Origin of the sequence: Dysgonomonas termitidis, from assembly GCF_042654545.1 — a bacterium.
Lineage (GTDB): Bacteria > Bacteroidota > Bacteroidia > Bacteroidales > Dysgonomonadaceae > Dysgonomonas > Dysgonomonas termitidis.
On record NZ_JBHSGN010000076.1, the window covers coordinates 100,287 to 114,662 of the forward strand.

Annotated in this window: 13 protein-coding genes; 11 read left to right on the plus strand and 2 right to left on the minus strand. The window is 40.7% G+C overall.

What is annotated here, in order from left to right:
* Positions 1-20: 20 nt before the first annotated feature.
* On the minus strand, positions 21-365 hold the full coding sequence (locus ACFO6W_RS12465; RefSeq protein WP_379996879.1) for a bactofilin family protein: 345 nt from the start codon (positions 363-365) through the stop codon (positions 21-23).
* 198 nt (positions 366-563) lie between these two features.
* Here ACFO6W_RS12465 and folB point away from each other — a divergent pair, with 198 nt between their 5' ends.
* From folB to ACFO6W_RS12490, 5 genes are all read left to right on the plus strand, one after another.
* Entirely contained in the window at positions 564-917 is a 354-nt protein-coding gene (folB, locus tag ACFO6W_RS12470; protein WP_379996881.1) for a dihydroneopterin aldolase, read from the plus strand.
* A 5-nt stretch (positions 918-922) separates the two neighbouring features.
* A complete protein-coding gene (locus ACFO6W_RS12475) occupies positions 923-1,450 on the plus strand; it encodes an RNA methyltransferase (RefSeq protein ID WP_379996883.1) in 528 nt (175 codons plus the stop codon).
* A 64-nt stretch (positions 1,451-1,514) separates the two neighbouring features.
* Positions 1,515-3,032, plus strand: a complete 1,518-nt coding sequence (locus tag ACFO6W_RS12480) for a DUF4301 family protein (RefSeq protein WP_379996885.1) — start codon at positions 1,515-1,517, stop codon at positions 3,030-3,032.
* Between the two features lie 411 nt (positions 3,033-3,443).
* Positions 3,444-6,098, plus strand: coding sequence for a T9SS type A sorting domain-containing protein (locus ACFO6W_RS12485; protein WP_379996887.1), 2,655 nt, complete (start codon positions 3,444-3,446; stop codon positions 6,096-6,098).
* Positions 6,099-6,149: 51 nt separating this feature from the next.
* Complete coding sequence (locus ACFO6W_RS12490) at positions 6,150-6,530, plus strand: hypothetical protein (RefSeq protein ID WP_379996889.1); 381 nt, start codon at positions 6,150-6,152, stop codon at positions 6,528-6,530.
* Positions 6,531-6,751: 221 nt separating this feature from the next.
* Here ACFO6W_RS12490 and ACFO6W_RS12495 read toward each other — a convergent pair whose 3' ends face one another.
* Positions 6,752-7,294 (minus strand): glutathione peroxidase, encoded by a 543-nt coding sequence (locus ACFO6W_RS12495; RefSeq protein WP_379996891.1) that lies wholly within the window; start codon positions 7,292-7,294, stop codon positions 6,752-6,754.
* A 183-nt stretch (positions 7,295-7,477) separates the two neighbouring features.
* Between ACFO6W_RS12495 and glpA the strand changes: the two genes are divergently transcribed.
* From glpA to ACFO6W_RS12525, 6 genes are all read left to right on the plus strand, one after another.
* Entirely contained in the window at positions 7,478-9,127 is a 1,650-nt protein-coding gene (gene glpA, locus ACFO6W_RS12500) for an anaerobic glycerol-3-phosphate dehydrogenase subunit A (RefSeq protein ID WP_379996893.1), read from the plus strand.
* Entirely contained in the window at positions 9,117-10,373 is a 1,257-nt protein-coding gene (glpB, locus tag ACFO6W_RS12505; protein ID WP_379996895.1) for a glycerol-3-phosphate dehydrogenase subunit GlpB, read from the plus strand. The genes glpA and glpB overlap by 11 nt, the downstream gene beginning before the upstream one ends.
* A gap of 32 nt (positions 10,374-10,405) precedes the next feature.
* Positions 10,406-11,620 (plus strand): anaerobic glycerol-3-phosphate dehydrogenase subunit GlpC, encoded by a 1,215-nt coding sequence (gene glpC, locus ACFO6W_RS12510; protein WP_379996897.1) that lies wholly within the window; start codon positions 10,406-10,408, stop codon positions 11,618-11,620.
* Between the two features lie 342 nt (positions 11,621-11,962).
* Positions 11,963-12,139, plus strand: a complete 177-nt coding sequence (locus ACFO6W_RS12515) for a hypothetical protein (RefSeq protein WP_379996899.1) — start codon at positions 11,963-11,965, stop codon at positions 12,137-12,139.
* Between the two features lie 969 nt (positions 12,140-13,108).
* Positions 13,109-13,957, plus strand: coding sequence for a sulfite exporter TauE/SafE family protein (locus tag ACFO6W_RS12520; RefSeq protein WP_379996901.1), 849 nt, complete (start codon positions 13,109-13,111; stop codon positions 13,955-13,957).
* A 5-nt stretch (positions 13,958-13,962) separates the two neighbouring features.
* Positions 13,963-14,376, plus strand: coding sequence for a DUF1634 domain-containing protein (locus ACFO6W_RS12525; RefSeq protein WP_379996903.1), 414 nt, complete (start codon positions 13,963-13,965; stop codon positions 14,374-14,376).

Consider the following 14,376-nt stretch of genomic DNA (forward strand, 5'->3'; position numbering starts at 1 on the left):
CACCCTTTATTATTAATTTTTTATTGTCCTTTATACATTGAACAGCCGCCGTCAAATTGCGCGCCGGGTTCTATCTCTATCGTTCCCGTTTTTATGTCGCCTTTCAGGAATGAAGATGCTCTTAGTATAACGTTTTCAATGCATGAGATGTTTCCATTTATCGACCCCCATATTTCTATATTTGTACAGTCTATATTCCCGGATATTTTTCCATTGTTTCCTACTATTATTTTCCCTTTGCAACTGATATTCCCCTCTATTATACCATCTATGCGAAAATCTTCTTCGGCACTGATGTCACCTGTTATCCGCGTGCCCGGTGTAAGGATGTTGTGAGTGTTGGCCGTTGTTATGCCTTCTTTCATTTTTGCCATTTTAAATTAGTTCGTTAGGTTTATCAGGAAACAAACTTAGTTAAAAAACATCAGAACTATCCATTTCTTAAATAAAAATAGTCACTGTTTTAATAGTTTATAACATGTCTTTTACATGTTCGGCGAGTCAATCCGAATCCATCTTTTTACCTATCTTTGCCAATCGAATAATCAAAATACAATATAATTGTGAAAAGTTTTATATTATTGGAAAATCTGACTATTTATGCCAATCATGGCGTTTTTGGCCAGGAGACTGTAGTAGGTAATGTTTATATCATTAATCTGAAAATCGGGGTGAATCTGGAGAAAGCCTCATTGACGGACGATTTGGATGATACGATAAGTTATGCGGATATCTATGAAGATGTTAAAAATGAGATGGCTATACCGTCAAAATTGCTGGAGCATGCAGCGAAACGTATAATAGATCGTCTAAAGGATAAATATACTCAGATAGAAAGTATCGAGCTTAGACTCTCGAAGCGTAATCCGCCTATTGGAGCGCAGCTGGACTATGCAAGTGTTATTCTTATTGATTAGTGTCTATGAGGGTAAAAAAGATAACGGAACTTAACCGGATTTCGATAGACGAATTTAAGGACGCAGAGAAAACCCGGCTGGTTGTTGTATTGGATAATGTAAGGAGCCTGAATAATATCGGATCGGTTTTTCGTACTTCAGACGCCTTTTTGATAGAAGCGGTCTGTTTATGTGGAATAACCGCTTGTCCGCCAAATGCGGAAATACATAAAACCGCTCTGGGCGCCGAAAATTCTGTGGATTGGATATATTGCGGGGATACGGAGGATGCTGTCAGGGCGTTGAAAAACAAAGGCTTTACTATTTGTGCTATAGAGCAGGCTGAGCGCAGTATTATGCTGGATGAACTGGTATTGGACAAAACAGAAAAATATGCTGTCGTATTAGGAAATGAAGTGAAAGGTGTCCGGCAGGAGGTTGTAGACCTATGCGATTGCTGTATTGAAATTCCTCAGTATGGGACAAAACATTCATTGAATGTTTCCGTTGCGGCGGGTGTTGTCATATGGGAATTTTTTAAACAGTTGCGGTGACTTTGCAATATTTTTGTTAGTTTTGCAGTTGCACTCTAATAATATAGAAGTATAACGTAAGGCTATGATGACAGAATCGGATAAACTTTATCTTGAGGAAAAAGGAATTTCCCCGGAAGAATTTCAAAAACAAATTGACAGTTTCAAAAAGGGATTTCCATTTCTGGAAATATCAGCCCCTGCCTCGGTAGAAAAAGGGATAATGGTAATTGCCGCGGGTGAAGAGCATAAGTATTTAGATGCATGGAATACATACGCGTCTTCGGGCCGTAAAGTGATGAAGTTTGTCCCCGCTTCCGGTGCTGCGAGCAGGATGTTTAAAGATCTGTTTGAGTTTTTGGATGCGCCATACAACGCACCCGCGTCCGCATTCGAAAAAGCTTTTTTTGAGGGACTTGAGAAATTTGCGTTCTACGAAGAACTAGATGCAGTTTGCCTTAAAAACGAAGGGAAAGATATTAAAACATTGCTGGCAAGTGGCGATTATAAATCGGTTGTAAAGAATCTGATGAAGCCGGAAGGCTTGAATTACGGAAATTTACCGAAAGGCTTACTGAAATTTCATCGTTATAATGGTTTTTCACGGACTCCGGTCGAAGAGCATCTGCAGGAAGGTTATTTGTATGCCCGGAATAATAAGGGAGAGATAAATCTTCATTTTACAGTTTCTCCGGAACACCGGAATTTGTTTGAGAAACTAATAGGTGCAGAGAAAGGGAAAGTTGAGAAGGAATTATCTGTAACTTACAATATAAGTTTTAGCGAGCAGAAACCGAGCACAGATACTGTTGCTGTAGACGCGGATGATAAACCGTTCAGAGATAATGATAAGATCGTGTTCAGGCCCGGGGGGCATGGCGCGTTGATCGAGAATCTGAATGATTTGGATGCGGATATTATCTTCGTGAAGAATATAGATAATACGGTTCCGGATAAATATAAAGAAGTTGAAACTAAATATAAAAAGATACTGGCTGGCGTGCTGGTAGAGACTCAGCAAAAAGTTTTTGAGTATTTGAAGCTTATAGACTGTGGAAAATATACGCATGATGAATTATTGAAAATTCTGCATTTTATACAGGATGTACTGAATATAAAGAATCCGGATACGAAATTTCTGGAAGATGCGGAACTGGTACTTTATCTAAAGCGTAAACTGGACAGGCCATGCCGTGTTTGCGGTATGGTGAGGAATGTCGGTGAACCCGGCGGAGGCCCGTTTTTGGCGGTGAATACGGATAAAACGGTTTCTCCCCAGATACTTGAAAGTTCGCAGATCGACATGTCGGACGAGAAAAAGAAAGAGATGTTCAAGAGTGGAACACATTTCAATCCTGTAGATATAGTATGTAGCGTAAAAGACTACAGGGGGTATCATTTCAATCTGAAAGATTATGTGGATTATAATACCGGATTTATATCTGTCAAATCGAAAAATGGTAAGGAATTAAAGGCTTTGGAATTGCCCGGATTATGGAACGGGGCAATGTCGGATTGGAATACAATATTTGTAGAAGTTCCGATTGAAACTTTTAACCCTGTTAAAACAGTAAACGATCTTCTGAGGGGCCGTCATTTGTGATTGTTACGCCGGTTGGCAGTAGGTCGCGATGTTTTTTTATGCTGCTCTGACAGAGTGCTTTATGGTTGCCGTTTCCTTTGATCCGTGGTATTGTCATGGGGTTTAAGATAAATAGGCGATATGCCGGAGTAATAATTGTGTTAGCAATGTGTTACCGGAAAATAGACATTCTGTAATGACAATATATTTTTGCTGCGCCCTTTATCGTTGGCTGGTGAAAGGATATTCTAAATATGTGGTGAAGCCCGGGCGCTTTTAACTATAAAAAAAACTTAAAATCTTCATATTTAAGAAAAAAGCATTATCTTTGTGAGAAATTTGAAGGTACATAAAACTTTATAAACGGTCTTCCCCCTATGGTTTTTTTAGGATAATGTTTTGATTTTGACTGACTTTAATAAAACTACAATAATGAAACTTCGATTAATATTAGTCGTATTATTTTTTCTGCCTTTGTTCGTTAAAGGGCAGTCATCTGATCCTAATAAGGTGATATTTTATTCCAAAGGTAAAACGTATGTCAAATATCCTGATGCCGTAATTGCTACGGATAAAGGTGAAAGTCCGTCTACTACATTATATATTAGCGGGTCCGCTAAATTTGCTACAGGCTCAGCGATTGTACAAAAAGGGCGTACGGAAATAATCGGAAATTTTATTAATGCAAAAGATCCTGGTACCCTGGCAACTCCGGTAGCAGAAGATGCTCCGCAGCTTTTCGTTGACAAAACAGATAGCGATGAAAAGGACGGCGTTATTGCTTTTATAGGTACTACGCAGCAACATATATATGGGACTGGAGATAAAGAGGTACAAGGGACCGGTACGGGTGAATGGAATTCTTATACATGGGATACCTATTTGCAGAAAAAGAGTAAATGGATAGAATTTCCTACAATCAGTATAGAGAATAAAACGAATAATAACCTGTTGGTTAATGTATCGGCCGCGATATATGTTAATTATATCCGCGCAAACGGTGATAATCGTTTGGCAGTGGATGCCGACGGGGTTACTGACCCGCAAATAATAAATACCGGTTTTGCCAGAATTAAAAATGTATATCCAACGATGACCTCAAATCCTGTGGCTTTAGCAACCTATAGTCAGGTGAATTTGAAGTTGTATAACTTTATATCAGATGGCAGTGCAAGCACGGACGATGGACACTTTAGCAGTGAAAAGATTACAGATCCTGCTACTTTCGGCGGTTCACTTAGGACTGCAGAAGGTTGGAATAAACTGACGGGATTTTCACCTCCATTCAAGGAGCTGGGTGCCGATTACATGTTCTATCATACATTGACTAAGCCAAACGGAAGCAGTATTACTTCGTATGAAGGGCCGATAGTCGATCCTTTCTTTAGAATGAAATCCGGGCGCGGGTATTTCATCAGTATGGAAGTTTCACATGCGGACCATACAACCGGACCGGATAATATTAATGACAGGTGGAACTTCTTTAACTCTCCGACTAAGGGTATAAAGGATACCAAACGTGCAAGAGGCGGATATACTTTTAACCGGAAGATCTTCTATGATTTGGCTGCGCCTGATGAAGCAATGGAAGGCTTCAGTCGTTTCTTGTATGATGTAACTGAATTCAGTTCGGGTAATGCTTATGCAAATCCGGCATTACCAGTGAATGGTTTGAATGATCCTAAATGGATAGAAAATGGTAAAGACAGATCCAGATACGAACTGATGGAGAATGAGAAGTTCAATACTGATATCTTTACCGGTAGTAATCAAATAACAGTGGATTTGGAACCGGGATTGAATTTCTTAGGTAATCCGTTTATGGCTCCGATAAGTTTGAATCCGTTATTAGGTTATGAAGCCGATGGTGTAACTCAAACACCTGAAGCTGCCAGTGGAGACATTGTGACTACGGGATTTGTGTCTACTATATTTTCTGCTGATGCCTCAAAGCCGGTGAAGATAGGATTAGATCCATCTCAGTCCGGGGTAAATGTGAGACCTAAATATTGGATGATAAATCAGGCCTTAGTCAAATATGATCCAACTAAAAATATATACAATTACCGTACAACTTACGACTTTGTGAGTCATGACGGAGCATCGGCTGTGTATGGTGTTCAGCCCGATAGGACTGGAAACGCATCGCTTCCTTCTATTGATCCATTATCTCATGTGATTTCGCCTATGCAGATGTTTTGCTTACAGGCAGGTGAACCTGTAACAATAAAGCTTGGTCCGGAGTTGCAGGCTTTTGGAGTAACCCGTTTTGCGAAAAGCGCGGAGGCTACCAAGGCATCCGCCGTCAGCGGCAACAACTCTCTGATGAAAGACTGGTTTATCGTGGAGGCTGCTGCTAATGACGGGACAGCCGACAGAACTACTGTTATATTTAATGATAATGCTAAACCTCAGTATAAAGAAGATTCATACGATACAAGGAAAGGTCTATCCGTGGCATTTGAAACATATATAGATGAAGTAAACGGTAAGCCGACCAAGACCTTGTTCGAGCAAAGCAAAGCGATTGTTTATACTAAATCGAGTGATCAGGAAAACCTGCTGGGAAATGCTGTTCCTACACAGACCAAGGAATTAGCCCTGTATTTTATGCCTCCGGCTTCAACTCAGGAGATGACCTTGAAATTCTACGGATTGAATCAACTCGAGTCTGTACCGGGAGTATGGTTGATTGATAGATATCTTAATAATAAGACTATAAAGGTAACACCCGATACTGAATATACTTTTGTTTCGGAAACCGCGTCAAATACAAAGAGCGGGATTAATGACAATCGTTTTATCCTTCGCTTCTATGATACTGAAGGAACAGTGGTAGGACCTGACGAAACAGCGATATCCTGTTATTATAGTTCATCCACATTATATATCTCCGGCTTAAAGGAGAATGATGTGAACAGTGATGTCATCATTTATGATATGCAGGGGCGGCTGATGGGACGGACAAAAATAGCCGAGGTATTGCAGCCATGGACTTATGTGAAGCCTTTGAGCATTGGTACATATATTGTGAAAATTGTAGGTAAAAGAAATCATACTGTGAAATTTGTAAATTTACAAAACTAAATACAAGAGCATAAGCTAGTTATTACACAGACGTACGTAAAATAAAGATAGATGAAAACAAAACTACGAATATTAATATTTTTGACGTTATTCTTTTGTTTAGCGCTCCCCTCAATATCCATCCATGCTGAGGAGGCGTTTGAAACTCCGGTTATAACAAAAGATCTGCCTTCAACCGAATATTTGAAGGTAGAGAAGAGGTCCATAGCCAGTGATGTTCAAACCTCGGCTTTGGCTGCGCCTTCCCGCGGTTTTAGGAGTGTCATGGATAAATGGGAAGATCCATATATGCCGGGTGAAGGAGAATGGTCTAATACGGGCAATGTCGGTGCGCCTGTCGGAGATATCTCTTTACCTATTATTCTGTCTATATTGATTTTGTATATGGTATATAAGGGCGCGACTACTTCCAGACGACGAAATAACCTTTAGAAATATAATTTATATAGATATATAAATATAACAGAGGGGTATCCGTATGAGCGGATACCCCTCTGTTTTTATACGTAATAATTGTCCTCATTTATGCCGGAAACCTTAGCTCATTCCTGCCACGGTCTCCCGGACTTTTGCTTCCTTTTGTTGCCCAAAAGTAAAAGCTGACACTCTGTTCCTCGGCGACGAGCCCCTCGCCAATAAAATATTAATACTAATTATTTCTGTTCGATCCAATTCACGATCTTATCACAGAACGGATCTTCGCGAGGAGGAACAAAACCTACCAGATGTCCGTTTTCGTCAATCATAAACTTTTGAAAATTCCATTGTACTTCTGCGTCCAGTTTACCATTTTCCGCCTTTTCTGTAAGCCATTTGTAGATTGGAGCTTTGCTTTTTCCTACTACATCTATTTTGCTCATCATTGGAAAAGATACATTGTAATTTAGTGTGCAGAATGTTTTTATTTCTTCATTTGTACCCGGTTCCTGTCCATTGAAGTTGTTGGCCGGAAAACCGACGATGACGAAATCCTTATCTTTATATTTTTCATATAATTCCTGTAGCTTTGTATATTGAGGAGTTAAACCGCATTTGGAAGCTACATTTACAACCAGAATCTTTTTCCCTTTCAATGATGAAAAGTCGAATTCTTTTCCATCGATATCCGTCACTTTGAAATCATACACTGTTTTGTCTTCCTGAACCATGGATATCATTATTAAGCTAAAAAATAAAGCAAGTGTCAGTTGTTTCATACCTTTTGTATTTATAAGTCAATAAATAAAACAAATAATTACCAATAAAGTTTAGCGGACAGGCGATCGTCTATGTTTCCCTTATGAAAATAAGTTTCGAAATATTTCAAATAGTTTCGAAAACATTTTCAAATATTCCGAAATTTTCTTTTTTTTGTATAGTGAAATTAAAAAAACTAATCCATGAGTGTTAATCATCCTAATTCGGCAAATTTGTTCGATGTTATTGTCATCGGAGGAGGCGCTACCGGAGCCGGGGTTGCCCGCGATTGTTCCCGCCGGGGTTTACATGTGCTGTTGCTGGAAAGATTTGATATAGCGACAGGAGCCACCGGACGCAATCATGGGTTGCTTCACAGTGGCGCGCGTTACGCCGTCACAGATTTGGAGTCGGCCGAGGAATGCATCAAAGAGAATATGGTACTGAAAAGGATAGCAAGCCATTGTATAGAGGAGACAAACGGGCTCTTCCTTACTCTTCCTGAAGATGATATTGCCTACCAGTCTAAGTTTGTCGAGGCATGTACTATGGCGGGCATCAACGCGCAAATAATAGATCCGGAGGAGGCGCTTTTGATGGAGCCATCTGCTAATAAGGATATTATAGGAGCTGTAAAAGTTCCTGACGGATCTGTCGATCCCTTTCGTCTAACAGCTTCTAATATGATAGATGCGAAGAATTACGGGGCTGTGGTTTATACATATCACGAAGTTGTAGGGTTGATCCGTGAGCAGGACAGGATTGTGGGGGTAAAGACTTTTAATCATAAAACGAAAGAAACAAAAGAACTATATGCTTCTGTCGTAGTAAATGCAGGCGGTATTTGGGGGCAACATATATCTGAGTTTGCAGATATAAAAGTAAATATGCTTCCGGCCAAAGGGGCTTTATTGATTTTTGGACACCGGATAAACAATATGGTGCTGAACAGGTGCCGCAAGCCTGCTGATGCCGATATACTCGTCCCCGGAGATACAATATCGCTGATAGGTACTACATCGAGCAATATTCCGTACGACCAGATAGATAATATGGTGGTAACTCCGGAGGAAGTAGATACGCTTATACGCGAAGGGGAAAAGTTAGCCCCGATACTCAACCGTACACGGATACTACGGGCTTATGCAGGAGTACGGCCTTTGGTTGCTTCAGATAATGATCCTACAGGACGCAGTGTAAGCCGGGGTATTGTCTTGCTTGATCATGCTAAACGTGACGGTTTGGAAGGATATATCACTATTACAGGAGGTAAATTAATGACTTATCGCCTGATGGCAGAATGGGCTACGGATTTGGTGTGCCAAAAATTGAATGTAACGAATAAATGTACTACTGCCGAAGAGAATCTGCCCGGTTCACGGGAGAAAATGGAAGATATAAGTAAAAAAATAATATCACTTCCCACGGCACAGCGTAAATCCGCTATTTACCGTCATGGTGATATGGCGGGTAATTTGTCGGGTAATACGGAAGATGATAATAGTCTGGTCTGTGAGTGTGAAGAAGTATCAGTCGGGGAGGTGAAGTACGCGTTGGAAGAACTGAATGTGACCAACCTGGTTGACCTTCGCCGCCGTACACGTGTGGGGATGGGGACATGTCAGGGGGAACTGTGTGCCTGCCGTGCCGCCGGTATTATGAGCGATACGGATAAATTGTGTACAAAGACTGCCAAAGAAGATCTGGCTTACTTTCTGAATGAACGCTGGAAAGGTATTTATCCCATAGCATGGGGTGATACATTACGTGAAAGTGAATATACAAACTGGGTATATGAGAGTGTGTGCGGATTGAAGTTATCACAAAAGCAAAAAGGACAGGATGAAGTTTGATACTGTAATTATAGGAGGAGGGTTATCCGGCCTTGCATGTGGAATACGTTTATTGCAGCAAGGACACCGGTGCGCAATTGTTTCTTCGGGGCAGAGTGCGCTGCATTTCTCATCAGGTTCGTTCGACTTGTTGAATGTATTGCCGGATGGCGAAGCGGTGACCAATCCCCGGAGATCCGTAAAGGATTTGATCCGGATGTCACCTTGTCATCCATACGCAAAATTAGGTGAAAATAAATTTTGTGAGTTGGCGGGTGAGTTAGAAGCTTTTCTCACGGGAATCGGCTTGTCTGTTCGGGGTGATTCTATGGAAAACCATTACCGGATAACTCCTATGGGAACATTGAAACCTACCTGGCTGTCTGCATCTGATTTTGCTGTCAGTAAATCGGAACGGGAATTGCCGTGGAAGAAAGTTTCGATTTTTAATATTGCCGGATTCCTTGATTTCTATCCTCGGTTTATAGCGGATGAATTTGCTAAAATAGGGACGAAGAGCGATGTTCACCTGTTTAGCCTGCCCGGTCTGGATTATCTCCGCCGCAATCCGAGTGAACTGCGTTCGACGAATATTGCACGGATACTCGATAAAGAGTCCAATAAAGATGAATTGATAAGGATATCAGGCAAGGCGGCGCCGGATAGTGATGCCATCATTTTTCCGGCATGTTTCGGATTGGAAAATACAAATATACTTGCCGCCTTGAGGAAGGCTGCAGGTAAGCCGGTATTCCTGATCCCGACATTGCCGCCGTCTGTTATAGGAATACACACGCAACAGTATATGCACGATTATTTTATTCATCTGGGAGGTGTATATATGTTGGGCGATACGGTAAAGGGGGCTGATGTGGAGGATAACAGGGTGATGAGGGTTTATTCTTACAACCACGGTAATATCCCTTTCAATGCCGGGAATATAGTCCTGGCAACAGGGAGCTATTTCAGCCAGGGGCTGATCGCGACGCGTTCCCGGGTTTACGAACCTGTGTTCGATCTGGATGTGTCTTATAATCCCGGCAGGGAAGACTGGTACAACCGAAATATGTTCGACAGACAGAACTATCAGGAATTTGGCGTAAAGACAAACGAAACATTCAATGCTTTGCGTAAAGGCAAAGTTATAGAGAATCTATATGTTTCCGGCGCGGTTCTGGAAGGATTCAATCCTATAAAAGAAGGTAGTGGGGCAGGGGTTTCCATCCTTAGCGCCCTGTTTATAGCGGATAAAATAATGAGTAAGTAAAAAAAGGTCTGAGACCTGGAAGGAGGACGGTCATGAATCTTCAACAACATAACATGAGCGATAATAATTTCGAACAATGCATCAAATGTACCATCTGTACGGTATATTGTCCGGTAGCAGCTGTAAATCCCGCTTATCCCGGACCTAAGCAGGCCGGACCTGACGGAGAACGTCTGCGTCTGAAAAAATCGAACTTTTATGACGAAGCATTGAAGTATTGCATCAATTGCAAAAGGTGTGAAGTGGCATGCCCTTCGAATGTGAAGATTGGCGATATTATCCAGTCGGCACGGATAAAATACAGTAAGAAAAAACCGAAACTGAGGGATTATATTCTGGCCAATACGGATATTGTAGGTACGCTGGCTACTCCCCTTGCACCCATCGTGAATCTGGCTTTAGGACTAAAGCCGATGAAGTCAGTACTGGATGTTGCTTTGAAGATAGATCATCACCGTACTTTTCCGAAATATTCGTCTGGTACATTCGAAAGCTGGTATAAAAAGCAGGCGGATAAGCAAAAGAAATTTAAGGAGCAGGTCAGCTATTTTCATGGCTGCTATGCCAATTATAATAATCCGCAACTGGGAAAAGATCTCGTAAAGGTATTTAATGCACTCGGAATCGGCGTTCAGCTGCTTAGGACAGAGAAGTGCTGTGGAGTGGCATTGATTTCCAACGGTCTTATAGGTCAGGCTAAGAAACAGGCGGAGGTGAATATGGCTTCTATCAGGGAATCGGTACTGGAAAAGAATATTCCTGTGGTGGCAACTTCTTCGACCTGCACTTTTACCATACGGGACGAATATCCTCATTTGCTGGATATCGATACATCCGATGTAAGGGATAATGTGGAGCTTGCGACCCGTTATATATACCGGCTGTTAAGTATAACTGATGTGAAGTTGAAATTCGGTAAGGAAAAAATAAAGGTGGCCTATCATACGCCCTGCCATATGGAAAAACTGGGATGGTCGTACTATTCGATAGAATTACTGAAATTGATCCCGAATATAGAATTAAAAGTTCTTGATTCGCAATGTTGTGGTATTGCCGGGACCTACGGCTTTAAGAAAGAAAATTATAAGACATCACAGGATATTGGCGCGCCTTTGTTCGGGCAGATAGAAGCAAGCGATGCTGACTATGTAGTTACCGATTGCGAAACATGCAAATGGCAGATAGAAATGTCTACGACGAAACGTAGTGAACATCCTATTTCGATTTTAGCAAAGGCTTTGGGTTAATTAAGGTTTCGAATAAAGTTACGATAGAATTCTGTCAAAGTTTCTTTTCGAAATCATAAAAGTTTTGATTTGAAATGTAGTTTTGCTTTGGATAGTTGTTTTTTTTAATGCCGGTTAATTCGTTCATGTTTTAATTATTTGATATATAGTATTTTGTCTGTTTTATTGGAAAGCTATTGGAACTGTGGTGTTAAAAATGAATTTTTATGAAACAAAAGTTTGCAAAAATATGTTATTATCGTTATATTTGTTTATACAGTGAAATAAAATAAAGTATCGATGAATTTTTATGTTTCAAAATAAGTTATGCTGCTGTTTTATTTTCTCTTAAAAAAATAAGTTATGGAAAGAATTTACAATATTGGAAGTAGCCATGAGGCCAAAATTAATGAATGCCGTCCGTTTGGTGTTCAGAGTTTTGAAGTAGAAGCTGAGTATTCTACCTACAATGAGATCTTGAAGATTTTCAGGGAAGCTTTCAGCCTTGTTGATGTTACTCAGATAATTAAGAAACTGTAAGAAAACAGGTTGGGAAGTCAGTCTTTTTACAGATGATTATATGAATAGATTATACCTGTTTTTATAATTCAGGTGTTCCGTTCACAAAAAAGATGTATTCATTGGATGCATCTTTTTTGTTTTTATAAAAAAAAGATGCTGGTTTATATGAATAGGAATGGAGTATTTTATCTATAGGATATAGCTTTTAGCTGATAGCTCTTTGATGTATTGATAGGCCCCTGCCCCAAGGGGACTTACAGAGAGGGGAAAAAAGTAACAGATAAAAAATAGCGGAAAAAGTGTAACTTTTGTAACTTTTTTGAAATAGTTACGGGTTTGCCTTGCCTTCGCTTCGGCGAATGTTATTTCTTCACCCTAGGGCAGTTACAAGTTACGAGTCGGCTGACTCCCTGTTTTGTTTCACGCAAAGACGCAAAGGTGCAAAGTTTTACATCTTATGAGTTGTTGACTGATGACTGCTAACTGTTGACTGTAAAATAGTGTTACCTTTGTTACCTTTTAACAAGTAGTAAATTTTAAGTAATAAGTAGTAAGTCCCCTGCTGGCGCGGACTTCCAGTCCGTGTTTTGTTGACAGGGCGAAAATGTTTGCTACGCAACACACAGACGGGACGTCTGCGCGAGCGGGTGCCCCTTGTGGAAGAGTTTTAACCACTAAGTACACGAAGGGAATCACAAAGGGCACAAAGGCTAAAAAGACTGTTACCTTTGTTACCTTTTTAACAAGTCGTAAATTTTAAGTAATAAATAGTAAGTCATAAGTTGAGAAAGCTACATTACTGTTCACTGTTCACTGATATATCTGTTACCTTTGTTACCTTTTTGCATCTTTGCGAGAGAATATTGTTTACTGCTAACTGTTAACTGTAAAGTCGCTTCGCATCATTTGCTAATATGCTAATTTGTAAATTTGTTAATTGAATTGGCTTGCGAAATAGTATCTTTACACTCATAAAAAATAAATGAAATGGATTTAAATTTAGAAGTGTTCTCCATCATCCTCTTTTTCGGTGCTTGCTTTGCCGGGTTTATCGGCTCACTGACAGGATTGGGTGGGGGAGTTGTGGTAATCCCCTTGCTTACTCTGGGGTTTGGCGTAGATATGCGCTATGCGATAGGCGCGGCTTTAGTTACATCGATTGCTACGTCGTCGGGTGCGGCGGCGGCTTATATCAAAGAAGGAATAACGAATGTACGTATAGGGATGTTCCTCGAGATAGCGACTACCACCGGAGCTGTGATCGGCGCTATAGTGGCAATGTATCTCGATAAAGTATATATTGCCGTCATATTCGGCTGTGTGTTGATTTTTTCGGCAGTACGCTCTATCAGCAAAAAGGAAGAGAATATCGATTATGCCGCGCCGGGTGATAAGCTCGGGGAAAAACTGAAGCTTAACGGTTCCTATCCCACAAAAGACGGCAGAATAGAAAAATATAATGTACATAATGTAGTGGGTGGTTATTCACTGATGACATTGGCGGGAGTTTTGTCCGGACTGTTAGGTATTGGCTCGGGAGCGTTGAAAGTGCTGGCAATGGATACTGCAATGAAGATACCTTTTAAAGTATCTACCACAACAAGTAATTTCATGGTCGGTGTAACAGCTGCCGCGAGTGCGGTTATTTACCTGCAACGCGGATATATAGATCCGGGACTGGCAATGCCTATCGTTGTAGGGGTGCTATTGGGGGCATTCTTCGGGTCCAAGATACTGCCTAAGACGAATGTGAAAAAATTACGCCTGCTTTTCAGTGTCGTGATTTTCTTGCTAGCTGTTTCGATGATATATAATGGTATAACAGGTAAACTATAAAGGGTATGAATATATTTACAAAAGAATTTTGGGCCGAAAGGGATATGGAGCTCTTTATAGGAAAACTGCTTCGCTATGGAGTTACCCTTGCCTGTGGCATTACGCTTTTGGGAGGTATTATTTACCTTTTCCAGAATCACGGGGTGTCTATGGAACATTACAAACCGACTCCGGACGGGCAGCCATTCCCCGGAGTGGAGTATTATCTGAGGGAATTGTCTACAATAATTCCCCGTGTTTTGTCTTTCGATGGCGCGGCTATTATACAATTGGGGGTATGTGTGCTGATTGCGACGCCTATATTACGGGTTGCCTTTTCCGTAATTGGCTTTCTGATAGAAAAAGACTACATGTATGTGGTGGTGACCTTAATTGTTTTGTGTATTATTGTAGCTAATATGCTTTTAGGGCTGCATTGA